This window comes from Bartonella gliris, assembly GCF_045277155.1.
In the GTDB taxonomy this organism is placed as follows: Bacteria; Pseudomonadota; Alphaproteobacteria; order Rhizobiales; family Rhizobiaceae; genus Bartonella; species Bartonella gliris.
The window spans coordinates 1,351,170-1,375,529 of the sequence record NZ_CP123962.1 but is presented as its reverse complement, the minus strand read 5'-3'; the positions used below and the strand labels follow the sequence as shown (position 1 = coordinate 1,375,529).

20 protein-coding genes and 1 pseudogene are annotated in these 24,360 nt (G+C 38.9%); 8 read left to right on the top strand and 13 right to left on the bottom strand.

Going from position 1 to position 24,360, the window contains the following annotated elements:
- Nucleotides 1–103: 103 nt before the first annotated feature.
- Nucleotides 104–565 (bottom strand): BA14K family protein, encoded by a 462-nt coding sequence (locus QHG54_RS06110; protein ID WP_317992568.1) that lies wholly within the window; start codon nucleotides 563–565, stop codon nucleotides 104–106.
- 169 nt (nucleotides 566–734) lie between these two features.
- On the opposite strand from QHG54_RS06110, the gene QHG54_RS06105 reads away from it, so the two are divergent.
- Together QHG54_RS06105 and QHG54_RS06100 are read left to right on the top strand one after the other, a co-directional pair.
- Nucleotides 735–1,832, top strand: coding sequence for a carboxynorspermidine decarboxylase (locus QHG54_RS06105; protein ID WP_406604027.1), 1,098 nt, complete (start codon nucleotides 735–737; stop codon nucleotides 1,830–1,832).
- Nucleotides 1,833–1,892: 60 nt separating this feature from the next.
- A complete protein-coding gene (locus tag QHG54_RS06100) occupies nucleotides 1,893–3,131 on the top strand; it encodes a saccharopine dehydrogenase NADP-binding domain-containing protein (RefSeq protein WP_406604026.1) in 1,239 nt (412 codons plus the stop codon).
- A gap of 152 nt (nucleotides 3,132–3,283) precedes the next feature.
- On the opposite strand, the gene lpdA is transcribed toward QHG54_RS06100, so the two are convergent.
- The 8 genes and pseudogenes from lpdA to QHG54_RS06060 form a co-directional block, all read right to left on the bottom strand.
- Nucleotides 3,284–4,690: a dihydrolipoyl dehydrogenase gene (gene lpdA / locus QHG54_RS06095; RefSeq protein ID WP_317992474.1), complete on the bottom strand. Its 1,407-nt coding sequence runs from the start codon at nucleotides 4,688–4,690 to the stop codon at nucleotides 3,284–3,286.
- A gap of 32 nt (nucleotides 4,691–4,722) precedes the next feature.
- Nucleotides 4,723–5,934 (bottom strand): 2-oxoglutarate dehydrogenase complex dihydrolipoyllysine-residue succinyltransferase, encoded by a 1,212-nt coding sequence (gene odhB / locus QHG54_RS06090; protein WP_317992475.1) that lies wholly within the window; start codon nucleotides 5,932–5,934, stop codon nucleotides 4,723–4,725.
- 30 nt (nucleotides 5,935–5,964) lie between these two features.
- Nucleotides 5,965–8,964, bottom strand: a complete 3,000-nt coding sequence (locus QHG54_RS06085) for a 2-oxoglutarate dehydrogenase E1 component (protein WP_317992476.1) — start codon at nucleotides 8,962–8,964, stop codon at nucleotides 5,965–5,967.
- A 168-nt stretch (nucleotides 8,965–9,132) separates the two neighbouring features.
- Entirely contained in the window at nucleotides 9,133–10,035 is a 903-nt protein-coding gene (gene sucD / locus QHG54_RS06080; protein ID WP_406604025.1) for a succinate--CoA ligase subunit alpha, read from the bottom strand.
- A gap of 3 nt (nucleotides 10,036–10,038) precedes the next feature.
- Nucleotides 10,039–11,235, bottom strand: coding sequence for an ADP-forming succinate--CoA ligase subunit beta (sucC, locus tag QHG54_RS06075; RefSeq protein WP_317992478.1), 1,197 nt, complete (start codon nucleotides 11,233–11,235; stop codon nucleotides 10,039–10,041).
- 99 nt (nucleotides 11,236–11,334) lie between these two features.
- Nucleotides 11,335–12,297 (bottom strand): malate dehydrogenase, encoded by a 963-nt coding sequence (mdh, locus tag QHG54_RS06070; protein WP_317992479.1) that lies wholly within the window; start codon nucleotides 12,295–12,297, stop codon nucleotides 11,335–11,337.
- Between the two features lie 294 nt (nucleotides 12,298–12,591).
- Nucleotides 12,592–13,772, bottom strand: a pseudogene (gene zapE / locus QHG54_RS06065) (cell division protein ZapE).
- A gap of 104 nt (nucleotides 13,773–13,876) precedes the next feature.
- Complete coding sequence (locus QHG54_RS06060; RefSeq protein WP_317992480.1) at nucleotides 13,877–14,419, bottom strand: AprI/Inh family metalloprotease inhibitor; 543 nt, start codon at nucleotides 14,417–14,419, stop codon at nucleotides 13,877–13,879.
- A 233-nt stretch (nucleotides 14,420–14,652) separates the two neighbouring features.
- On the opposite strand from QHG54_RS06060, the gene dapF reads away from it, so the two are divergent.
- From dapF to QHG54_RS06030, 6 genes are all read left to right on the top strand, one after another.
- Complete coding sequence (gene dapF, locus QHG54_RS06055) at nucleotides 14,653–15,504, top strand: diaminopimelate epimerase (RefSeq protein WP_317992481.1); 852 nt, start codon at nucleotides 14,653–14,655, stop codon at nucleotides 15,502–15,504.
- A complete protein-coding gene (gene mtaB / locus QHG54_RS06050) occupies nucleotides 15,504–16,787 on the top strand; it encodes a tRNA (N(6)-L-threonylcarbamoyladenosine(37)-C(2))-methylthiotransferase MtaB (protein ID WP_317992482.1) in 1,284 nt (427 codons plus the stop codon). The genes dapF and mtaB overlap by 1 nt, the downstream gene beginning before the upstream one ends.
- A 13-nt stretch (nucleotides 16,788–16,800) precedes the next feature.
- Nucleotides 16,801–18,033 (top strand): signal recognition particle-docking protein FtsY, encoded by a 1,233-nt coding sequence (gene ftsY / locus QHG54_RS06045; protein ID WP_406604024.1) that lies wholly within the window; start codon nucleotides 16,801–16,803, stop codon nucleotides 18,031–18,033.
- Nucleotides 18,030–18,719, top strand: coding sequence for a septation protein A (locus QHG54_RS06040; protein ID WP_317992484.1), 690 nt, complete (start codon nucleotides 18,030–18,032; stop codon nucleotides 18,717–18,719). Before ftsY ends, QHG54_RS06040 begins: the two co-directional genes overlap by 4 nt.
- A gap of 66 nt (nucleotides 18,720–18,785) precedes the next feature.
- Nucleotides 18,786–19,547 (top strand): hydroxyacylglutathione hydrolase, encoded by a 762-nt coding sequence (gene gloB / locus QHG54_RS06035; RefSeq protein ID WP_406604023.1) that lies wholly within the window; start codon nucleotides 18,786–18,788, stop codon nucleotides 19,545–19,547.
- A 2-nt stretch (nucleotides 19,548–19,549) separates the two neighbouring features.
- Nucleotides 19,550–20,020 carry a hypothetical protein gene (locus tag QHG54_RS06030; protein WP_317992486.1) on the top strand — a complete coding sequence of 157 codons (471 nt, stop codon included), beginning with the start codon at nucleotides 19,550–19,552 and terminating at the stop codon, nucleotides 20,018–20,020.
- On the opposite strand, the gene QHG54_RS06025 is transcribed toward QHG54_RS06030, so the two are convergent.
- From QHG54_RS06025 to mnmG, 4 genes are read right to left on the bottom strand one after another with little or no spacing between them, the layout of a single operon-like run.
- Nucleotides 20,021–20,926: a ParB/RepB/Spo0J family partition protein gene (locus tag QHG54_RS06025; protein WP_406604022.1), complete on the bottom strand. Its 906-nt coding sequence runs from the start codon at nucleotides 20,924–20,926 to the stop codon at nucleotides 20,021–20,023. It abuts the gene before it with no gap.
- A gap of 40 nt (nucleotides 20,927–20,966) precedes the next feature.
- Nucleotides 20,967–21,764 (bottom strand): ParA family protein, encoded by a 798-nt coding sequence (locus QHG54_RS06020; RefSeq protein ID WP_006923652.1) that lies wholly within the window; start codon nucleotides 21,762–21,764, stop codon nucleotides 20,967–20,969.
- A gap of 6 nt (nucleotides 21,765–21,770) precedes the next feature.
- Nucleotides 21,771–22,415 carry a 16S rRNA (guanine(527)-N(7))-methyltransferase RsmG gene (gene rsmG / locus QHG54_RS06015; protein ID WP_317992488.1) on the bottom strand — a complete coding sequence of 215 codons (645 nt, stop codon included), beginning with the start codon at nucleotides 22,413–22,415 and terminating at the stop codon, nucleotides 21,771–21,773.
- A complete protein-coding gene (gene mnmG / locus QHG54_RS06010) occupies nucleotides 22,415–24,283 on the bottom strand; it encodes a tRNA uridine-5-carboxymethylaminomethyl(34) synthesis enzyme MnmG (protein WP_406604021.1) in 1,869 nt (622 codons plus the stop codon). Before mnmG ends, rsmG begins: the two co-directional genes overlap by 1 nt.
- Nucleotides 24,284–24,360 lie beyond the last annotated feature (77 nt).

Genomic DNA, 24,360 nt, shown 5'->3' with positions numbered 1-24,360 from the left:
AAACTTAAAAGCATTTAAAATTTTTACAAAATAAAAACAATGATCGCATGAAAGACTGCTCAACACACAAAGTGCCTTAAAGATTTTTCCTTTTTAACATTTTCTATCCCTTAAAAAAGCGAGAAAGACACTGTTTACGAGGTCCATAATAAGGCTGATAACTATTATCATTTTTATTGTAAGAACGATAACGTGCATGACAAGAATCAATATGTTGTTTGAGCATCCATGGCTCTTTTTTCTGTAAAGAAGCTGAAACTGCTTTTAATGGCATATATTTTGCGTCTAAACGCGAAAATGCAACGAAAGCCCCTTCAGGATACCACCAATTATCACTATATTTACGATAACCACGCCGATAATGACGATAACCTTTAAAACCATTAAGCTCCCTACGTCCTGTAATAACCAAAGGGACCAAATCCTCTTGGACGGAAGATTGGTGAGATACCTTAACTTCAGTACTATTTTTTTGCGCAGAACCAGTGATATTGGTTACTATTATAAAAACACTTCCGATGAACGCAATAATCAAAGCATAATACAAACTCTTTATCATGGGCATAATACAAATCTCACAACAACTGAACCAAAATTGGATCACAGACGATGTCTCCATCACGAAACGAAAGCAGATTCTCTTCTACAATTCTTTTTCACTTGAGACATTCTGTTACTCCATGTACTAAACGTTGATCTCAAGAATAAGATCCTTCAAAAAGAATGGATAAAAAATGATTAGAACTCCCTATTATCTTATCGATAAATCTAAACTCATAAGGAATATGGAAATCATCACGCGCTTACGAGAAATGTCGGGAGCAAAAATTTTATTGGCTTTGAAATGTTTTGCTACATGGAGTCTTTTTGACTTAATGTCTGAGTATATGGATGGAACGACATCATCATCTCTGTATGAATTGCGTTTAGGAAGAGAAAAATTTGGCAAAGAGACCCATGCCTATTCAGTTGCTTGGGCGGACAATGAAATTGATGAAGCCTGTAGCTATGCAGATAAAATCATTTTTAATTCAATCCAACAGCTTCAACGTTTTGCCAGCGCCACCAAAACCATTCAACGGGGTTTAAGATTAAATCCAGGAATCAGCGCATCAAATTTTGATCTTGCAAATCCCTCTCGTCCTTTTAGTCGTTTAGGTGAAATCAATCAAAGCGCTATTAAAGAAATTTTACCTCTCATCAATGGTTTGATGATCCATAATAATTGTGAAAATGCTGATTTCAATCTTTTCGACCGCATGCTTAGTCATATGGAAGAAAAATTTGCAGAACTCTTTGCTGCGGTTGACTGGATAAGCCTTGGCGGCGGTATTCATTTTACTGCTGAAAATTATCCTCTAGAAGCTCTTGCAAAACGCTTAAAAAATTTTTCTCAAACCTACGGTGTCACCATTTTTCTAGAACCAGGAGAAGCTGCCATCACCAGAAGCACGACACTAGAAGTGAGTGTGCTTGATACCTTGTATAATGAAAAAAACCTCGCCATTGTTGATAGCTCAATCGAAGCGCATATGCTTGATCTTTTAATTTATCGGGAAAATGCCAAATTAGAACCCAATAAAGGCCCCCATGAAATTATGGTTTGCGGAAAATCTTGTCTTGCTGGTGATATTTTTGGAACATTTCGGTTCCCTGCCCCCCTTAAAATAGGTGATAGATTATCCTTTCAAGACGCTGCGGGCTATACAATGGTCAAAAAGAACTGGTTTAACGGCGTTGCCATGCCTGCCATTGTCATTAAAGAATGTAGTGGAGCTCTAACAATTCAACGCCAATTCAGCTATAATGATTATCAAAAAAGTCTTTCATAACTCAAATGACATACAAAAAAACCATCATGCGGCAATATTAATAAGGAGATAACCCCCCAAATGAAGAAAAATGTTCTCATTATTGGTGCTGGAGGTGTTGCACAAGTTGTTGCGCATAAATGCGCCCAAAACAATGATATTCTTGGTGATATTCATATTGCTTCACGGACACTCAAAAAATGTGAAGCAATTAGTGCATCAATTAAAGATAAAAAAGCAATGAAAGTAGAAGGCATTCTTAAAAGCCATACACTCAATGCAATGGATGTTGCAGAAACTGTACAGCTCATCCAAAAAACCAAATGCGAAATTGTTATCAATGTTGGTTCCTCTTTTCTTAATATGTCTGTTCTCTCAGCTTGTATCGAAACCAAATGTGCTTACATTGATACCGCAATTCATGAAGATCCATTGAAAATTTGTGAAACACCTCCATGGTACGGAAATTATGAATGGCCTCGACGTCAAGAATGTGAAAAAGCTGGTATAACTGCCATTTTAGGAGCAGGATTTGACCCCGGTGTTGTTAATGCTTACGCGGCATTAGCGCGTGATGATTATTTTGACACGATCACCGATATTGATATTATTGATATTAACGCTGGAAATCACGGGCGTTGGTTTGCCACAAATTTTGATCCAGAAATTAACTTTCGAGAATTTACGGGACAAGTATGGTCATGGCAAAATAAACAATGGACTTCCAATCAAATGTTTGAAATCAGTCATGAATGGGACCTTCCCGTTGTTGGGAAACAAAAAGCCTACATGACAGGACACGATGAAATCCATTCATTATCCAAAAATCTTGATGTTCAAAATATCCGATTTTGGATGGGATTTGGTGAACGTTATATCACCGTTTTCACTGTTTTGAAAAATCTCGGACTCCTATCTGAACAACCTATTAAAACAGCAGAAGGCCAAGAAGTTGTTCCGTTAAAAGTCGTAAAAGCTGTCTTACCTAATCCTGCCTCTTTAGCGCCAAATTATACAGGAAAGACCTGTATTGGAGACCTTATTAAAGGGAAAAAAGACGGAAAACCAAGAGAAATTTTTATCTATAATATAGCTGATCATAAACAAGCTTTTAATGAAACCGGTGCACAAGGTATTTCCTATACAGCCGGTGTACCAGCAGCTGCTGCTGCCATTCTCATTGCCACAGGCGAATGGGATGTTAAAACCATGGTAAACGTAGAAGAATTACCACCGCATCCTTTCCTCAAACATCTCGATCATATGGGGCTTTCCACCTGCATAAAAGAGCAAAAAGAAGAGAAAAAATTACAGTTTTAATTCATTTTATATGCAACAAAAGATACAAGAAAATCGCCTTTTAAAAAGGCGATTTTTTTAATACCCAAATCCATCAAGCAGCAAAAATAAAATGCCTTCCTGATGCTTTTTGAAGAAGCATTAGGGAACTTCTTCAAAACTACAAAGCTTCCCTAGATATGAAGCGGTTTTGCAAACGTCGCTAGAGCTGCTTCCCGCACTGCTTCTGATAAAGTAGGATGCGCATGACAACAACGCCCCAGATCTTCTGATGAACCACCAAATTCCATTAAAACTGCAATTTCATGAATCATTTCACCAGCACCAAACCCAAGAATATGCCCACCCAAAACCCGATCTGTCCTTTTATCGGCAAGAATTTTAACAAACCCATCACTTTTTTGCATCGCGCGTGCACGACCATTAGCCATGAAAGGAAACTTTCCAACGTTATAATCAATTCCAGCAGCTTTCAGTTCTTCTTCTGTCTTGCCTACACTAGCAATTTCCGGCTGTGTATAAACAACACTAGGAATAACATCAAAATTAACATGTCCTTTTTGACCTGCCAAAATTTCGGCCACAGCAACGCCTTCTTCCTCTGCCTTATGCGCTAACATTGGTCCTTTAACGACATCACCAATTGCATAAATTCCTGGAATATTAGTCTGCCAATGCGCATCAATCGCAATAAAGCCACGTTCATCCAACTGAACACCAGCCTCTTCCAATCCAAGACCCTCTGTGTATGGAAAGCGTCCCGTAGCAATGAGCACAACATCAGCCTCTAAAGTTTCAGATTCACCACCTTTAACGGCTTCAAAAGTCACCTGAGCGGTTGAGCCAGATTGCGTAATAGCTGTTACTTTTGTACCCGTCTTATATTCTATTCCCTGTTTTTCCATTAATTTTTGAAATTGCCGTGAAACTTCACCATCCATTGATCCCAAAACTTTATTAAGATACTCAATAATGGTAACTTTAGCACCTAAGCGGCTCCAAACGGAACCAAGCTCTGAACCAATGACACCAGCGCCAACCACAACCATGCGCGTTGGCACTTTCTCAAGCGCAAGCGCTCCGGTAGAAGATACAATTATTTTTTCATCAATTGCAACATTCACACCCGGAATGCCGGAACTCTCTGAACCAGTAGCAATAATAATATTCTTTGTTGCAATCGTTTGTTTGTTACCATCTCTGGCAACAACTTCAATTTGACCTGCACCTAAAATTTTGGCTGTACCAAAAAAAGTATCAACTTTATTCTTTTTCATCAAAAAAGAAACACCACTTGTATTTGCTGTTACAACAGCTTTCTTATGCGCCATCATTTGCTCAAGATTAAGCTTAGATTTTGAAATAGAAATACCGAGTGTTTCAAAACCATGTTGTGTTTCAGCAAACACTTCTGAAGCATGCAATAATGCTTTAGAAGGAATGCAACCAACATTGAGACATGTGCCACCTAATGTCGTACGCTTTTCAACAATCGCTGTTTTAAGCCCTAACTGCGCTGCTTTGATTGCTGCTACATATCCGCCAGGACCAGCTCCGATCACCACCACATCATAAGACATCCGTTTTTCCTTTCATCCTGAAAACTGCACTTTTACAAGTCAAGAACAAGACGTTCCGGATCTTCCAAACTTTCCTTAACACGTACAAGGAAAGTCACAGCCTCTTGCCCATCGACAATACGGTGATCGTAAGAAAGCGCTAAATACATCATAGGGCGAATCACAATTTGCCCCCCAACAACCACTGCTCGTTCTTTAATCGCGTGCATTCCCAAGATACCAGACTGTGGTGCATTCAAAATCGGTGTCGACATTAACGAGCCATAAACACCCCCATTGGTAATGGTAAAAGTCCCACCTAGCATATCAGAAACAGTTAATTTTCCATCACGAGCGAGACGACCTAGACGGCCAATTTCCTTTTCAATCTCTGCAAGTGACATCTGATCTGCATCACGAACCACTGGAACGACTAGCCCTTTATCCGTTCCAACAGCTATTCCGGCATTGACATAGTTTTTGTAAACAATATCTGTTCCATCAATTTCTGCATTAACGGCAGGAAGTTCTTTTAAGGCATGGCAAACAGCCTTGGTAAAAAATCCCATAAAACCAAGTTTAACACCATGTTTCTTTTCAAAAAGGTCCTTATAACGCTTGCGCAAATCCATTACCGCGGACATATCAACCTCATTAAATGTGGTTAACATTGCCGCTGTATTCTGTGCATCTTTAAGGCGACGAGCAATTGTTTGACGCAATTTCGTCATACGAACCCGCTCCTCACGCGTTTCCTGTACGGAAGCAGCCGAAAAACTGGATGCAGGAGCAACAGGAGGTGGTGCTTTTGTTCCTTGTGCTAAGACATCAAGAACATCTTCTTTGAGAATTTGTCCACGTTTTCCAGAACCTGAAATATCGCTTTTTGCAATATTATTTTCAGCCATCAATTTCGCAGCAGAAGGAGCAGGAGGCATGGTAATACTCGAAGAAGACTGCTCCAATCCAGATGACGTCTCTGCAACAGGTGTAACCGAAGGTGAAAATGATTGGGAAACACCAGCTGCTCCATCTTCAACCACACCTAACAGGGCTTTCACTTCAACCGTATCGCCTTCCTTTGCAATAATTTCAGATAATTTTCCCGAAACAGGCGAAGGAACCTCAACTGTTACCTTATCAGTTTCTAACTCAACCAAGGGTTCATCTACAGCCACAGCTTCACCAAGCTTTTTAAACCATTTACCAACTGTCGCCTCGGTAACTGATTCGCCCAAAGTAGGAACACGGATTTCAGTAGTCATAATATTTTTCCATACATCAGAGTAATTAAGTTAAGCACCTAACGCGTCTTCAAGAAACGCGGAAAGTTGTTCAAGATGTTTCACCATCAACCCAGTGGCAGGTGATGCACTCGCAGGACGCCCAGCATAACGTGCACGTGAATATTGGGCATTAATGTGAGTTAAAACCCATTCCAAATAAGGTTCAATAAACGACCAAGCTCCCATATTTTTGGGCTCTTCTTGGCACCAAATAACCTCTGCCTGTAAAAAGCGAGACAACACGTCTATCAAAGCTTTTGCAGGAAAAGGATAAAGCTGTTCAACGCGCAATAAATAAACATCATCAATTCCCCTCTTTTCGCGCTCTTCATAAAGATCATAATAAACTTTACCTGTACAAAGAATAATTCGGCGAATTTTGCTATCTTTTTGCAATTTAATCAGAGAATTTTTGAGAGATTCAGCATCATCAAGCAACAAACGATGAAATCGTGTCTCTGGTCCCATTTCATTAAGGAAAGAAACAGCCCGTTTGTGGCGTAAAAGTGATTTTGGCGTCATTAAAATTAAAGGCTTACGAAAATCACGTTTAATCTGTCGACGCAAAATATGAAAATAATTTGCAGGTGTTGTACAATTAGCAACTTGCATATTATCTTCCGCACAAAGTTGAAGGAAACGTTCTAAACGTGCCGAAGAATGTTCCGGTCCTTGCCCCTCAAAACCATGAGGCAACAAGCACACAAGACCAGACATACGAAGCCATTTACGCTCTGCAGAAGAAATAAATTGGTCAAAAATGACCTGTGCACCATTGGAGAAATCACCAAACTGTGCTTCCCAAAGCGTCAAACCGCGTGGTTCAGCAAGCGAATACCCATATTCAAAACCAAGAACGGCTTCTTCAGAAAGCATAGAATTAACAACTTCATAAAGTGCTTGCCCCTTCTGCAAATGATTCAAAGGAATATAACGAGATTCATTCTCTTGATCATAAAGAACCGAATGACGTTGCGAAAAGGTTCCACGTTCAACATCTTCACCAGAAAGGCGAATTGGTGACCCTTCTAAGCAGAGTGAACCAAAAGCTAAAGCTTCAGCTGTTGCCCAATCAATTCCTTCACCGGTTTCAAACATTTTAGCACGGTTGTTCAAAAACCGCTGAATGGTTTTATGAACATGAAAATCTGATGGAATTTCAACAAGCTTTTGGCCGATTTCCTTTAAAGTTTTTAGTTCAACACCTGTGGTTCCAGAACGTTGTTCATCAGCATTACTGGCAACTTTGAGACCTGTCCAGCTTCCATCAAGCCAATCAGCCTTATTGGGTTTATAAGAAGTACTCACTTCAAACTCAGCTTCAAGCTTATCACGCCACAGTTTTTTTTGCTGCTCAATCTCTTCTAAAGAAATCACTCCTTCTGCTACCAACTGGTCACCATAAAGCTGCAGGGTCGTTTTGTGGTTACGGATAGCCTTATACATAAGCGGCTGTGTAAAAGAAGGCTCATCGCCTTCATTATGTCCATAACGGCGATAGCAAAACATATCAATTACCACTGGTTTATGGAAAATTTGTCGGAATTCTGTTGCTACTTTTGCAACAAAAACAACGGCTTCAGGATCATCACCATTCACATGAAAAATGGGCGCATCGATCATTTTTGCCACATCAGATGGATAAGGCGAAGAACGTGAAAAGCGCGGATCAGTTGTAAATCCAATCTGATTATTGATAATGACATGAATTGAACCCGCAACTCGGTAACCTTTTAGACCCGAAAGACCAAAAGTTTCTTGAATAACTCCTTGTCCTGCAAAAGCAGCATCACCATGAATGAGCAGGGGTAAGACTTTTGAACGCTCGCTTAATGAGATCATTTCAGTGCGTGTTGGTCCTACAAGCTGATCTTGTTTAGCACGCGCCTTCCCGATAACAACCGGATCAACAATTTCAAGGTGAGATGGATTGGCTAAGAGCGATAAATGAAGCTTTTTACCATCAAATTCAAGATCAGCTGAAGTTCCCAAATGATATTTTACATCACCGGATCCCTCTACATCATCAGGCTTATAAGACCCCCCTTTGAATTCATGAAAAATAGCCCGATGTGGCTTAGCAAGAACTTGCGAAAGAACATTTAAACGACCACGATGTGCCATTCCTAAAACAACTTCCTGTACTCCCAAAACACTACCACATCTCATAATCTGTTCAAGAGCAGGAATCAGAGCTTCACCACCATCAATGCCGAAACGTTTTGTTCCTTTATATTTTGTATCTAAAAACTGTTCAAATCCTTCCGCTTCAATAAGCTTGTTAAGGATAGCTTTCTTACTTTTTACTGTGAAAGAAATTCGATTATCTGGTCCTTCAATACGCTCTTGAAGCCATGCTTTTTGAGCAGGATCAGAAATATGCATATACTCCACACCAATTGTTGAACAATAGGTGCGATTAAGAATCTCAAGCATCTGGGGAATAGTTGCGTATTCCAATCCTAAAACATTATCAATAAAAATTGGACGCTCATAATCAGCAGAGGTAAAGCCGTAAGCTTCCGGAGAAAGTTCTTTGTAATCTTCCAGCTTTTCTGCCAACTGAAGAGGATCGAGTCGTGCACGGAGGTGCCCACGTGCTCGAAAAGCGCGAATCATCATGAGCGCATGAACAGAATCACGCGTTGCCTGAATAATATCTTGTTCGCTAGAAACCTTTCCCTCTTGCGCAGCACGGGTAACTATTTTTTCCTTTATCTTATCACCAAGGTGTTTTTCAAGAACAGACCAATCGCCATCGAGCGCAGAAACCAATTCTCCATTTGCCTTTAATGGCCAGTGCTCACGTTGCCACGTTGCACCTTTAGCATTTTTGAGAACATCTTCTTTGTTATCTTGAAGGGTTTCAAAAAAGGCACGCCACTGTGAATCTACACTCGTAGGATTCTTTTCATATTCGGCATAAAGTTGATCTATATAATCCGCATTTCCACCATACAGAAATGACGTTTGTGCAAAAAGACTATTTATCTCGTCCTGCTTTGCCATATATTTCTCCGGAACATTTATTCCGTCTCCTTATATATCCTCTCGACTTTTAAGAGCTTAGAAAGCAAATGAAGGTCGGAAAATTGCAAAAAAGTTTTTATTTTTTAGACTCAATGTTTTACCTAAACCTGAATAAGGATACGCCCCTTATTCAGATAAAGTTTCCTCTTATCCCTTCAAAACGGATATCAAGGTTTTACCTATTTGTGATGGCGAAGGAGAGACGCGAATCCCTGCTGCTTCCATTGCAGCAATTTTATCTTCTGCCCCACCTTTACCACCAGAAATAACGGCACCAGCATGACCCATTGTACGCCCCGGAGGTGCTGTACGACCAGCAATAAAACCAGCCATTGGCTTTTTGCGGCCTCTTTTTGCTTCATCTTTAAGAAATTGTGCTGCTTCTTCTTCAGCGGAACCTCCAATTTCACCAATCATGACAATAGACTCGGTTTCATCATCAGCCAAAAACATTTCCAACACATCAATAAATTCGGTACCCTTAACAGGATCGCCACCAATACCAATAGCGGTTGTCTGCCCCAAACCCTCCTGACTTGTTTGAAACACAGCTTCATAAGTTAAGGTTCCAGACCGAGAAACAACCCCAACAGATCCTTTTCTAAAAATAGAACCGGGCATAATACCAATCTTACATTCATGAGGTGTGAGAATACCGGGACAATTAGGACCAATGAGACGCGACTTCGATTGCTCTAATTTATTCTTAACCTTAACCATATCCATAACCGGTATACCTTCTGTAATACAGACAATTAAACCGATTTCCGCTTCAATAGCTTCTATAATGGCATCTGCAGCTCCTGCGGGAGGAACATAGATAACAGAAGCATCAGCCCCTGTCTTTTCTTTTGCCTCAGCAACACTGGAAAAAATAGGGAGAGATTCGCCTTTTGATCCTTCCCATACTTCACCCCCTTTTTTGGGATGAATGCCACCAACCATTTCCGTACCATGATAAGCCAATGCTTGTTCTGTATGAAAAGTTCCGGTTTTCCCTGTAAGCCCTTGAACCAAAACTTTTGTATCTTGATGAATAAGAATTGACATGGCTTAAGCTCCTTTCACCGCTGCAATGATTTTCTGAGCAGCATCATCTAAATCATCAGCAGAAATAACATTTAAACCACTGTTACTGATAATTGCTTTACCCTGTTCAACATTCGTACCTTCAAGGCGAACAACCAAAGGAACTTTTAAACCCACTTCTTTAACAGCAGCGACAACACCTTCAGCAATGATATCGCAACGCATAATGCCACCAAAAATATTAACCAAAATGCCTTTAACATTCGGATCAGCAGTGATAATTTTAAAAGCAGCCGTTACTTTTTCTTTTGAAGCACCACCCCCAACATCAAGAAAATTTGCAGGCTCAGCTCCATAGAGTTTGATAATATCCATTGTTGCCATAGCGAGACCTGCACCATTTACCATGCAACCAATCGTACCTTCAAGAGCAACATAAGCAAGATCATGTTTTGATGCTTCGATCTCTTTTGGATCTTCTTCTGAAAGATCGCGTAATTCTAAAATATCTGGATGACGAAACAAAGCATTATTATCAAAAGAAACTTTTGCATCAAGAACCCGCAAATGACCATTTTTCATCACAATAAGGGGATTGATTTCAAGAAGACTCATATCTTTTTCACAAAAGGCTTTATAGAGAATTGGAAAAAGCTTTTCACCATCTTCCCGTGCGTTATCTTGCAATTCCAATGCGTCACAAAGCCTTATACAATCTGCAGAAGTAACACCTTGCGCAGGATCAATGGGCAAAGTTAATATTTTTTCTGGCGTTTCTTCGGCAACCGTTTCAATATCCATTCCCCCTTCCGTTGAAACAACAAAAGCCACTTGACCAACCGTACGATCAACCAAAAGTGAAAGATAAAGCTCTCGCTCGATATCAGCACCATCTTCAATATAAAGACGATTGACCTGCTTACCCTCTGGACCAGTTTGTTTGGTTACCAAAGTTTTACCAAGCATTTCTTGTACATTAGCGACAACTTCTTCAATGGATTTTGCAAGCCGAACCCCTCCCTTTGAATCAGGACCAAGTTCTTTAAACTTCCCTTTACCACGACCACCAGCGTGAATCTGACTTTTAACCACATAAAGTGGTCCAGGCAATTTTTTCGCCCATTTTTCAGCTTGCTCTACAGAATAAACGGCAACACCATTTGCAATTGGTGCCCCATATTCATGAAGCAGACGTTTGGCCTGATATTCATGGATATTCATGCATTTGTCCTTTTCTTTCTTTTATGGATCACTTAATTGATCCTCAAGTCCTCATAACATTTTAAATACTTCGTTTTAATGAACAGAATCTAGCGCTCTTTATTTGAGACTAGGCACAATAGCGACACAAGCTTCACAAAGTTTTTGCACCGCATTCACTGATTTCTCAAAAGCATCTTTTTCTTCTTTATCAAGATCGATTTCAATGACCCGCTCAACGCCGCCAGCACCAAGTACAACGGGAACACCAACATAGGTATCTTTAACCCCATATTCACCTGAAAGATAGGCTGCAACAGGAACAACACGCTTAGTATCCTTCAAATAGGCTTCAGCCATGGAAACTGCAGAAGCCGCTGGTGCATAAAAAGCAGAGCCTGTTTTCAACAAGCTGACAATTTCTGCACCACCATCACGGGTACGCTGAATAATTTGATCTATCTTTTCCTGGGTCGTCCAACCCATTTTTACAAGATCAGGCAAAGAAATACCTCCAACCGTTGAATAACGCACCAAAGGCACCATTGAATCACCGTGCCCTCCTAAAACAAACGCTGTCACATCTTTAACAGAAACCTTAAATTCCTCAGATAAAAAATGACGAAAACGTGCCGAATCAAGAACACCAGCCATACCAACCACTTTTTTTGTCGGAAGACCTGAAAATTTCTGCAATGCCCACACCATTGCATCAAGAGGGTTCGTAATACAAATAACGAATGCTGAAGATGCGTATTTTTTAATCCCAGCACCAACTTGTTCCATCACTTTTAAATTAATGCCCAAAAGGTCATCACGGCTCATACCAGGCTTTCGCGCAACTCCTGCTGTTACAATAACAACATCAGCACCTTCAATTGCCTCATAAGCATTAGCACCTTTTAGATTGATATCAAAACCGTCAACTGGTGAAGATTCGGCGATATCAAGAGCCTTACCTTGTGGCATGCCTTCTGCAATATCAAATAAGACAATATCACCAAGTTCTTTAAGCCCAATTATATGTGCTAAAGTACCCCCAATCATACCCGAACCAATGAGAGCTATTTTCTTTCGTGCCATTTTATTTCTTCCTAACGTTAGATAACTCAGCGCACATTTACCAGCGCGCCGGTATACTGAATATTTTCTTTGACCTCAGCCCTATTTTCAACACTATCATCAAAAGGAGAAAGATATGAAATTCACCACATTTCTCTCCTCATAGAAGCAAAAATCCTCCAGGGAAACAGCTATGAAAAAATTACCACGCTGTATCGATAAAGTGAATTTTAAAAAATTACAACAGAATTATTACACTTCTTTTAAATTCAAAGAGTTATTGCTCTTACAGTTTACGTAAAGGTAAAGCGATGATCAATTTTTCCCCTTCAAAAGAAAATGTTCTGCCCAAATCTTCAAATAATCTTGACTTTGCATTTCAAAAAGACGCGATTGTGTTCTCTGAAACTCAAAGGTTTCGGTCGTCTGCGCATGCCCTTTATACAAATCTTCAAACCCTGCTGCCGCAGACATAAATAATCTTATGTGGCGTTCATAAAGAATATCAATAAGCAAAATAAATCGTTTCGTTTCATTGCGACACGTATCATCCATCACCGGCACATTATCAACAAAAATTGTATGATAACGCTCCCCCAAAGCTAAATACTCAGCCGCGGCCAAGGGCTTTACACACAAATCTTGATAATCAAAGCGTGCGCAACCCGCTCCAGAGCGTGGAATATGAATAAGACGCCCTCTGATAGAAAGTTCATCAGGCATTTCCTTGTGTCCTTGCAGCACCAGCGCCCACGCCTGATCCATGCGTTCATTTGCTTCCAGTCCCAACGGCGTTACATACACGTGTTGTAGATTTGATTTTTCAAGACGATAATCTGTTTTTGCATCAAGATTAATAACACGAACATGTGCTTTCAAAACTTGGACAAATGGCAAAAAGAGCTCTCGGTTTAAACCATTATAATAAAGATTATCGGGAGCAACATTTGAAGTCGCAACAAAGAGAACCCCTTGATCAAACAAAGCAGAGATAAGGCGCCCCAACACCATAGCATCAGCAATATCTGTTACGCTAAATTCATCAAAACAAAGCACTTGTGCTTCTCGTGCGAGATCTTCTGCAACTGCCAAAATAGGATTATTTTGTTTGATTTTGAATCTTTCGATGCTTGACGATAAATATTAATGCGTTCATGCACATCTGTCATAAAATCATTAAAATGGGCACGCTTTTTACAACCTTGTGGCAAACAAGAAAAGAACAAATCCATCAGCATAGTTTTGCCTCGTCCTACTTCACCATAAATATACAACCCCTGAAAGGAACCATTAGCACTATGCTGTTTTGAAACATGAGAATAAATTTGTTTTTTTCTCTTAAAAAAATGCCAGAACGCCCAAGGACGAGAAACTCTTTGTGCCACAATTTCTTGTAACAAATGATCAAAATGCTCTGTTAAAGCCAATTGCGCAGGATCAAAGTTTATTTTCCCCTGAGCGACCAACTCCTTATAGCGTGTCGAAACCAAAACCATTTTAAAAGCCTTCTTCAAGCCGTTCTCAATAAAACCAAGCTTTACTGACATATCCCACATATCTATGAAGAATATTCTCCTTTTTTCATAACAGCTAAAATAATTTAACGGCTTAAAACAACTGATTGGTTATCCAGTGTACGTCCCTCAAAACGATCTACATTGAAAGAATAAAGAACAACGACAATACGCCCCGAACGATCATAAAAGTATAATTTTTTTCCTTTAACCGCCCATGAATTTACTCGGGAAACAATTCCTGGACAGTGTAGAGGACCAGCACGGTACCCTTGGCCAAATTTTGTTTGTGGCGTTGCAATTCGGCAAACTCTACCATCCACAGAAAGATTCCATACCCCAGCAATACTTGCAGGAAATAAATCGATGGCACTGCTTGGCAACTCGAGATTAGCCATTCGTTCATCACTACGAGAATCTCCCTTTTCATACCCTGAAGTATCTTCTGCTCCAGATGCTTGAAACGTTGATGGATCAGACATCACTACAGTTTTCGGCATTTGCTGAAGTGGATAAAAAACTTCTAACGAATTACCTTCATAATTATTATCAAACCGCGATGTTGAACAACCACTCAAGAGTGTTATAATTGAGATTACAATGAAAAGTGAATTTTTTGAAAATGTCATATCTATACTCTTTCCCATGACAATAAATAGGCTCACTCGAAGAAATGGGTGAACATTTGTTATACGGCATTTTACAAAGATAAATTAATAAATAAAAAAGAACAGAATAAAAATTGTCGATTTTGAATAATAATAAGTTTTTCTACCGGTTTATATACATTAAACACTGGAAATTCATAAGATTTTCAGCCATATATTCTTTATGATTAATTGCGAGAAATTAGAGAACTTTCATGAAAACGCCATTTAGCAAAATGGACGGTCTTGGAAACCAAATCATTGTTGCTGATATGCGCGACAGCACACATGCACTCACACCACAAGCAATCTTTGCCTTAGCAACAGATCACCAAACACATTTTGATCAAATTATGGCTATCCATTCACCCACCCAAAATGAAGCTGATTTCCGCATCGAAATATGGAATGCTGATGGTTCAATGGCTAAAGCATGCGGTAATGGTACCCGCTGCGTGATCGCATGGCTCATTGATCACAATCTTGGTGAAAGCTTTCGATTGGAAACACCCGCTGGAATTATTGAAGGTAAGCGCCAAAGTGATAACCTCATCTCTGTTGATATGGGATGCCCGCATTTCAATGCAAAAGAGATGCCTGTTTCACGTGAAATACTAGACACTAATCATGTAGAACTTACTGCTGGTCCCTTAAAAGATGCTTGCCTTGTATCTATTGGCAATCTTCACGCCATTTTTTTTGTTGAAAGCAATATTCAAGACATTCCATTAGAAAAATATGGACCAAAACTCGAACATGATCCCCTTTTTCCAGAACGATGCAATATTTCCATTGCTTGTGTAACGTCACATAAAAGCCTAAATTTACGAACATGGGAGCGGGGGGCAGGTTTAACACAAGCATGTGGTAGCGCTGCTTGCGCGAGTGCAGTAGCTGCCTATCGACGTGGACTCACACAACGCCATGTCGATGTAAATTTACCAAGAGGAAAACTGAATATTTTTTATCGAGAAGACGATCATATTATTATGACAGGTCCAATTAAGTACGAATTTAGTGGCTTTTTAAATCCTTTAACAGGGAGCTATAAAAAGGATCACTTTTGATGGCTATAGAAATTGTAACTTTTGGTTGTCGCCTTAATAGCTACGAAACAGAAATTATACGCAAAGAAAGCGCTTCTTCTGGATTAGATCAGCTTAAAGATGGTGCTATTATCTTTAATACTTGCGCTGTTACTGCCGAAGCCGTACGGCAAGCAAAACAAGCTATCCGAAAAGCAAAACGTGAAAATCCACATGCCCGTATTATTGTTACAGGATGTGCCGCACAAACAGAAGCAAAAAATTTTGCTCTGATGACAGAAGTGGATCTTATTTTAGGCAATGAAGAAAAACTCCATGCTCATTCTTATCGTCAACTCCCTGATTTTGGCATTAACCATAATGAAAAAGTGCGCATCAATGACATCATGGAAGTACAAAAAATTGCTCCGCATATGGTTAGTGCTATGGAAGAGCGCACACGCGCCTTTGTACAGATACAAAATGGATGTGATCATCGCTGTACATTTTGCATTATTCCTTATGGTCGCGGACCATCACGCTCAGTTCCCATGGGTGCCGTCATTGAACAAATTAAACAGTTAACGGACAATGGTATTCAAGAAGTGGTCCTAACAGGTGTTGATCTTACAAGCTATGGCCACGATCTTCCTGGAAAAGCAACCTTAGGAAAATTAACTTCAGCTATTTTGCATCACGTTCCTGATTTGCCTCGATTACGTCTTTCATCAATCGATTCTATTGAAGCAGATCAAGAACTTATAGATCTTTTAACCTATGAAAAGAGAATAATGCCACATTTGCACTTATCTTTACAAGCAGGCGATAATATGATTCTAAAGCGAATGAAACGGCGACATCTGCGCGAACATGCAATTCAATTTTGCCAAGACTTACGTGCAAAACGTCCTACAATGGTTTATGGTGCCGATTTAATTGCTGGTTTTCCCACTGAAACAGAAGAAATGTTCCAAAACAGTCTCTCTCTAATTAATGACTGTAATTTAACACATCTCCATGTTTTTCCCTTTAGTCCAAGAGAAGGAACACCTGCCGCACGTATGCCACAAATTAATCGTAGAGTTGTTAAGATGCGTGCGGAAAGGTTGCGCAAAGCGGGTGAAGAAGCTTATCAAAAACACCTTACCCGCTTACAAAACAGTCAGCAAACAATCCTCGTTGAAAAAGATGAAATCGGACGAACGGAAGATTATACTCTTGCAAAAATTAAAGGTGCCAAAGCTGGAACAATTGTTCAAGCTCTTATCGTTGATCACGATGGCGATAAATTGATTGCTATTCTCCCAAAATTGAACGCAGCTTGAGCAGGGAATCCTTATGACAAAATCTTTTATCAAAAAAATGCTCTCTTTTAAAAAGCCTCAAGAGCCACAATCACAACGAATTCCTACTCCCTATGAAGCCGATATAGCAGAAAAAAATAAACAAAAAAGTGAAATTATAAAAAACGATTGTTCTTCTATAAACATTGAAAAAGAAGAGCAAATAGAAAGCCAAACGACAACACCTGAAAACTATGGTGAAGAAACCCGACCTTTTAAATCATATTCTGGCAAAATAATTGTCACTGATACAATCAATGAAAAGAAAGTTGAAAAGCTTTTACCTGTATCCTCTGTTGAACAAAAAAAGACAGCGTGGTTTGGACGCCTAAAAAAAGGATTAGCTCTTTCTTCACAGCGTTTAAGTGAATCTATTGGTGACCTCTTTGTTAAAGGAAAGCTTGATGAAGACACGTTGCAAAAGCTGGAAGATGTCCTTATTCAAGCTGATCTTGGTGTGGAAACGGCTACACGCATCACTGACACCTTAGCTTCCAGTCGTTATGAAAAAAATCTATCTCCAGATGATATTCATATCATCGTGGCTAACGAAATCAAAAAAGTGCTAGAACCTATTGCAATTCCACTAGAACTTGATCTTAATCATAAACCTCATGTTATTTTGCTTGTCGGTGTAAATGGCACAGGAAAAACCACAACTATTGGAAAACTTGCAGCCAAACTAACTGCAGGGGGACTAAAAGTTATGCTAGCTGCTGGTGATACGTTTCGCGCTGCAGCTATTGAGCAGTTGCATATTTGGGGTAAACGCACAGGAGCACCTGTTATTTCAACAAAACTAGGTGCAGATGCTGCCAGTTTAGCCTTTGACGCTTATGAAAAAGCCAAAAAGGCAAACAGTGATGTGTTGATCATTGATACAGCTGGACGCTTACAAAATAAAACTGAACTGATGGATGAATTGGCAAAAATTATTCGTGTTTTAAGAAAACACGACCCCCAAGCACCCCATACAATCCTTCAAACGCTTGATGCAACCACGGGGCAAAATGCTCTCAACCAAGTGGATATTTTCCACGGTATTGCCGGCGTTAACGGTTTAGTTATGACAAAACTAGATGGTACCGCACGAGGAGGAATTCTTGTTGCCATCGCAGCAAAATACAAATTACCTGTTCATTTTATTGGTATAGGAGAGAATGTTGAAGATCTTCAACCTTTTTCTGCTTCTGATTTTGCTGAAACTATCACAGGAAAACACGCATGAACCAATTTTTTTCTAAGCCTAATCCATCCAATAATTCCGATTCGGAGAATGTTGACAAGAATCAAAGAGAAGCTCTTTCACCAACTCTTAAATTTGTCTTGGAAATGGGGCCTTTAGTCGTCTTTTTTCTCGCTAATTATAAAGGTGAGTGGCTAATAAAGAATATTGGATTTTTTAAAAGCTTTAATAAACCTATTTTCCCTGCAACAGCTATTTTCATGGTAGCGATCATCATTGCTTTAATCTTATCATGGACTCTTGCACGTAAAATTCCTATAATGCCTCTTATTTCAGGGATATTTGTTATAGTCTTTGGATTCTTAACTCTTTGGCTCCACAACGATACTTTTATCAAAATGAAGCCAACAATAATTAATAGTCTATTTGCTCTTATTCTCTTTGGTGGTATGTTTTTTAAAAAACCGCTTTTGCGTTATGCGTTCGATTCTACTTTAAAACTTGATGATTTAGGATGGGAAAAACTTACCTATCGCTGGGCATTTTTTTTCGTTTTTCTTGCCCTTTTAAATGAAGTCGTTTGGCGCAATTTTAGCGATAATTTTTGGACAAGTTTTAAAGTATTTGGCGTTATGCCTATAACAATTCTCTTCATGTTCACACAAATGCCTACTATACTAAAACATTCAAAGGATCTTTTGATAGAAAAGGATAAGTCTAATTCTTAAAAATAATGCATTTATCACGACAGATTATTTGGTAAATTTATTTCTGACTTTTTATGGAGAAAGTACGTGTTGATTGAACAATTTATCTGTCGAGAAGATAATTTTGGTGTACTCATTCATGATGAAAAAAGTGGTTACACAGCAGCAATTGATGCACCTGAAAGCGAAGCGATCCATAATGCCCTCAAACGCCATAACTGGACGCTTCAGACTATTTTTATCACTCACCATCATCACGACCACATAGAAGCGCTAGCGGAATTAAAACAAATTTACAAGACTGTAGTTATTGGACCAGAAGCAGAAAAAGAAAAGATTAGTCATCTTGACCAAACACTTCAACCTGATGAAAGTTTTTTCTTTGGCCCACACAGACTTTTAGCTCTCTCAACACCCGGTCATACGCTGGGAGCATTGTCATATTACTTTCCTGAAAAAAAATTACTCTTTGCCGGAGATACACTTTTCTCACTTGGCTGTGGACGTCTTTTCGAAGGAACACCGGTACAAATGCTGAGCTCTTTAAAAAAATTGCGTCAACTTCCCGATGAAACACTTCTTTATTGTGGCCATGAATACACTAAAACCAATGCTCTTTTCGCATTAACACTTGATCCACATAATCAAAAACTTCATAAAAGGGTAGAGGATGTTTTTTTATTGCGTGCAAAAGGCGCCATGACTTTACCTGTAACCTTAGGGGAAGAAAAAGTTACCAATCCTTTTCTTCGCTGGGATGATAGTACGTTGCGAAGAAATCTTGCAATGGAAAAAGAAACAGATGAAGAAGTCTTTGCTGAAATCCGGAAAAGAAAGGATAATTTTTAATTATGTTTAAATTTGTATTGCGTTTACTTTTTCTTTTTCCTTTAACATATGTTCAAATAACAATGGCGAATGGAACAGATAATAAATTTTTTCTCTCATCTAGCAGCAATCCAAATATTGTTACAAATTATCCCTTAACAGAAGATTTCCTCTCAAAAATAGAACAAATAAAAAAAGAAACTGAAGACTTACCTCCAGAGCCAGAAGCACCAAATACTGGAAATGACAATAGCATTGAAGGACTCATTGCCTCTATTTCTGCTAGACCAAAACTAACCGATCTTTTAAGAAAAAATAATCTCACACCTAAAGATTACGTTATTGGTCTTATGGCACTTCAAGCAACTTTAGCTGCAATAATAGCTCTTGAAGACAAAGAAATTTTCTTAGGTGGAAAAAATACTATATCTTTGGATAATTTAAAGTTCGGTCAAAAACATATCGATAGAATTCGTGCTATTTTGGACAATTGATTAATTTTGTAAACGCCGGCAAAGATCATCCAATTGCTCTAATGAAGAATAGTGTATTTTTAAATCACCACCTTTTTTACCATGTCGAATAACCACTTTCATCCCGATTACATCTGCAAGTAATTTCTCCAGAGATTTTGTTTCCGTATCTTTTTCAACAGAAGTTCGTTTTTTGACCTTGGGATTTGCCTGTTCATATGCAAGTATTTCCGTTTGGCGCACAGAGAGCCCTTCGCGAATAATTTTTTCGGCTAAATCTTGCGGATTATCAACAGTGATAAGACAGCGTGCATGACCCGCTGAGAGTTGCCCATCAGTTAAAAATTGTTGTACTTTTTGTGGAAGTTTTAACAAACGAAGCGTATTTGCAACATGACTCCGGCTTTTTCCAATCACTTGTGCCAAATCTGCCTGCGTATATCCATGCTCATTCAGTAAAATTTCGTATCCCATTGCCTCTTCGATAGGATTAAGGTCGGCACGCTGAACATTTTCAATAATTGCCAATTCCAAAGCCGTCTTATCATCTACATCGCGAACAATGACCGGTAATTGACTTAAATTAGCTCGTTGTGCAGCACGCCATCTCCGCTCACCAGCGATTAATTCAAACCGATGGGGATTATCACGTGAATGTCTTACAATGACAGGTTGAACAACACCATGCTTGCGAATTGATTGTGCTAAATTATCAAGTTCTGAATCAGTAAAATGGCGCCGCGGATTATTTGGATTGCACGAGATAGATTCAAGTGGCACAAATCGCTCAGAAAATGCAGGAACTGCACTGAACTCTGCAGTTTTTTCAGCACTTGATGAACGTGCAAGATTGTTATTTAAATTGATATCTCCAATTAACGCTGCTAATCCACGCCCTAGTCTTTTTTTTGATTGATCATCATTCATAATTTTGCTCTTTAAATTTTCTTACAAAATTTTTTTATTTCTAAGCAGCAGCGCGTGCTTGTTTTTCTCGTTGAATCACTTCCGATGCTAAACGCAAATAGGCTTGGCTACCAGCACATTTCAGATCATAAAGCAGTACTGGTTTACCGAAAGAGGGAGCTTCAGACACACGTACATTTCGTGGAATAACGGTACGATAAACTTTATCTCCCATAAAAGAACGTACATCTTCAACAACTTGATTCGAAAGATTATTACGCCCATCATACATTGTTAGGACAATACCTTGAATTTCTAAAGATGGATTAAGAACAGACCGCACTTGTTTTACTGTTTCAAGCAATTGACTTAAACCTTCAAGTGCTAAAAATTCACATTGCATAGGCACTAAAACAGAATCTGCTGCTCCCATAGCGTTGAGTGTTAAAAGATTAAGTGATGGAGGACAATCAATTAAAATATAACTAAATTTTTTGATCATCTTCGGATCATCACAGAGGGCTTTACGTAAACGTTGGATACGGTCTTGTGATGAGGCAATTTCCATTTCTACGCCTAAAAGATCAAGAGTAGAGGGCACAATATGGAGATTTGGCACAGCTGTTTTCAAAGCTGCTTTTGTAACTGAAATTCCTGAAATTAAAACATCATAAGATGATAAAGGACGACTATTACGATCAATTCCCAATCCTGTACTTGCATTACCTTGTGGATCAACATCCATAATGAGAACATTTTCACCAATAGCTGCTAAAGCTGTTGCAAGATTAATTGCTGTAGTTGTTTTGCCGACTCCACCTTTTTGGTTTGCAATAGCGATAATTCGTGTTTCGCTCATTTTGCTTTACCCTTTACATGATCGAACATGAGAAATTTCTAAAATAACAGAATTTTCATCAATTTTACTTTTATGTTTTAGCAGATCAAAGTGCCAATTGGCAGAGGCATTTGTTATTTCTGTAGAGTAATCCCGACCTTTTTGCAAAAGAGCTATTGTTTTTTCTGTTAATAATGGAAAAATAAGCTGTAAGAGATCATCCAACGGAGCTAATCCTCGCGCTGTTATAACGTCTGGTGACTTTATTTTTTCATACACATTTTCAATTCTACAATGATGAACTGTTGCTGGAAGACTAAGTTGAGCAATAACTGTTCGTAAAAAAGCTATTTTTTTTCCATTACTTTCAACAAGATCAATATGCCCACCTTTTTTTTCTTTCATTAAAATAGCAATAACAATTGCAGGAAAACCTCCTCCTGATCCAAGATCACACCAACGTAAGTGGTTCTGTAAAGGATAAATTTGGGCTGAGTCTAATATGTGACGTGTCCATAGAACTGGTATTGTTGCAGGGGATACCAAATTAATATAAGCATTCCACTGAATTATTAAAGCTTCAAATTGTATTAAATCCTTCATCGTTTCACGTGAAACAGAAGGAATAATATTTAAGAGTTCTTGATATTTTTGTTCTGTGGAAACATCCATTAAACCGATTGAGCCTTTTCACGTTTTTGACGTTGAATATAAGTGATAATGAGTGACAATGCTGCTGGGGTCATACCATCAATCTTTTGTGCATCAGCAATTGAACGTGGTGATATTTTTTGAATTTTTGTTTTTAACTCATTTGAAAGACCAGAAATTGCCTGAATATCAAGAGAAGAAGGAATTTCTAAACGCTCATCTCGCTGAAGAGCAGCAATATCCTGGGCTTGTTTTTCTAAATAAACTGCATACTGTGCTTCAATTTCTAAAGATTCAACTGTTTTAGAATCAATTGACTGTAATTGTGGCCAAAAATGTGAAAGACGCTCTATAGTCATATGAGGATAAGAAAGAAGATCATAAGCTGAACGCCGAATTCCATCATGATTTACTTGCAATCCATGAGCAGATGCTTCATTAGGTGTTAGAAAAAGTTTTTGACACATTGATCGTGCTTGATCAAGACGGTGCTTTTTTTGCTGATAACAGTCCCAACGTGCCTTACTCACAACACCCCATTGCTGTGCCAAAGGCGTTAAACGAGTATCAGCATTATCAGACCGCAAAGATAAACGAAATTCAGCACGTGATGTAAACATTCGATAAGGTTCACAAACTCCACGTGAAATTAAATCGTCTACCATAACCCCAATATAAGCAGCAGAGCGACTTATAAGTATTTCATCTAATTTTCCTACTTTACGTGCAGCATTTAACCCAGCCAAAAGACCTTGTGCTGCAGCTTCTTCATATCCCGTCGTACCATTAATTTGGCCTGCTAAAAATAGCCCCGGTAAAGAGCGTAACTCTAAGGTTTTAGTCAGTTGTTGTGGATTAACAAAATCATATTCTATAGCATAGCCAGGTTGTAGAATTTCAACATTTTCTAATCCCTCAATTGTTTTCAATAAAGAAATTTGTACATCTTCAGGAAGAGACGTTGAAAGACCATTTGGATAAACAGTATCAGTATTTAACCCCTCTGGTTCCAGAAAAATCTGATGTCCATCACGTTCACCAAATTTAATAATTTTATCTTCAATTGAAGGGCAATATCGTGGACCTATCCCTTCAATAGCTCCAGAATATAAAGCAGATCGCTGAATATTTTCATGGATAATTTTATGTGTTTGTGTATTTGTCCGTGTTATTGCACATTCAATTTGAGGTTGTTCTATTTTGTCTGTTAAGAGAGAAAAAGGAACTGGATCCTCATCAGCTTTCTGTTTTGGAAGATACTTCCAATGAATTGTTTGTTTACTAAGCCGAGGAGGAGTTCCTGTTTTCAACCGTCCAAGACTTATACCATAACTTTCTAAACGTTCAGCAAGCTGTATACTTGATTGTTCGCCCATACGCCCAGCTGACCATGTTTTATCACCAATGTGAATAAAACCACGCAAAAACGTACCTGTTGTTAAAACAACAGCACCAGAGAAAAATTGTCCATTTTTTTTCAAAAGAACACCTGATACATGATTATCTTTAACAATCAGATCAAGTGCTTCATCTTCAATAAGGGTTAAATTATTTTGTTGTTGCAGAAGTTTTTGAATTGCTTTTTTATAGAGCTGTCGATCTGCTTGTGTGCGTGGTCCTCTTACTGCCGGTCCTTTACGCCGATTAAGAAGTCGAAATTGAATTCCAGCAGCATCGGCTGCTCGCCCCATAAGTCCATCCAAGGCATCTATTTCACGAACCAAATGTCCTTTTCCAAGTCCACCAATAGCGGGATTACATGACATTGTTCCTAGTGCTGATATTTTATGTGTAATGAGTGCTGTACACGCCCCAGCGCGTGCTGAAGCTGAAGCTGCTTCGCAGCCAGCATGACCACCCCCAATAATGATGACATCATATAATCGCATTTGATTCATTCCATAGAGAATCTACTCTCAAGTTTCACGTGAAACAAGGTTAAAATACATGATCTTCCTAATCTGTC

Excerpts from the sequence above, each read along its gene's own strand:
- QHG54_RS06110 (WP_317992568.1), bottom strand. The coding sequence starts at position 565 with ATGCCCATGATAAAGAGTTTGTATTATGCTTTGATTATTGCGTTCATC.
- QHG54_RS06105 (WP_406604027.1), top strand. The coding sequence starts at position 735 with ATGATTAGAACTCCCTATTATCTTATCGATAAATCTAAACTCATAAGG.
- QHG54_RS06100 (WP_406604026.1), top strand. The coding sequence starts at position 1,893 with ATGAAGAAAAATGTTCTCATTATTGGTGCTGGAGGTGTTGCACAAGTT.
- lpdA (WP_317992474.1), bottom strand. The coding sequence starts at position 4,690 with ATGTCTTATGATGTGGTGGTGATCGGAGCTGGTCCTGGCGGATATGTA.
- odhB (WP_317992475.1), bottom strand. The coding sequence starts at position 5,934 with ATGACTACTGAAATCCGTGTTCCTACTTTGGGCGAATCAGTTACCGAG.
- QHG54_RS06085 (WP_317992476.1), bottom strand. The coding sequence starts at position 8,964 with ATGGCAAAGCAGGACGAGATAAATAGTCTTTTTGCACAAACGTCATTT.
- sucD (WP_406604025.1), bottom strand. The coding sequence starts at position 10,035 with ATGTCAATTCTTATTCATCAAGATACAAAAGTTTTGGTTCAAGGGCTT.
- sucC (WP_317992478.1), bottom strand. The coding sequence starts at position 11,235 with ATGAATATCCATGAATATCAGGCCAAACGTCTGCTTCATGAATATGGG.
- mdh (WP_317992479.1), bottom strand. The coding sequence starts at position 12,297 with ATGGCACGAAAGAAAATAGCTCTCATTGGTTCGGGTATGATTGGGGGT.
- QHG54_RS06060 (WP_317992480.1), bottom strand. The coding sequence starts at position 14,419 with ATGACATTTTCAAAAAATTCACTTTTCATTGTAATCTCAATTATAACA.
- dapF (WP_317992481.1), top strand. The coding sequence starts at position 14,653 with ATGAAAACGCCATTTAGCAAAATGGACGGTCTTGGAAACCAAATCATT.
- mtaB (WP_317992482.1), top strand. The coding sequence starts at position 15,504 with ATGGCTATAGAAATTGTAACTTTTGGTTGTCGCCTTAATAGCTACGAA.
- ftsY (WP_406604024.1), top strand. The coding sequence starts at position 16,801 with ATGACAAAATCTTTTATCAAAAAAATGCTCTCTTTTAAAAAGCCTCAA.
- QHG54_RS06040 (WP_317992484.1), top strand. The coding sequence starts at position 18,030 with ATGAACCAATTTTTTTCTAAGCCTAATCCATCCAATAATTCCGATTCG.
- QHG54_RS06030 (WP_317992486.1), top strand. The coding sequence starts at position 19,550 with ATGTTTAAATTTGTATTGCGTTTACTTTTTCTTTTTCCTTTAACATAT.
- QHG54_RS06025 (WP_406604022.1), bottom strand. The coding sequence starts at position 20,926 with ATGAATGATGATCAATCAAAAAAAAGACTAGGGCGTGGATTAGCAGCG.
- QHG54_RS06020 (WP_006923652.1), bottom strand. The coding sequence starts at position 21,764 with ATGAGCGAAACACGAATTATCGCTATTGCAAACCAAAAAGGTGGAGTC.
- rsmG (WP_317992488.1), bottom strand. The coding sequence starts at position 22,415 with ATGGATGTTTCCACAGAACAAAAATATCAAGAACTCTTAAATATTATT.
- mnmG (WP_406604021.1), bottom strand. The coding sequence starts at position 24,283 with ATGCGATTATATGATGTCATCATTATTGGGGGTGGTCATGCTGGCTGC.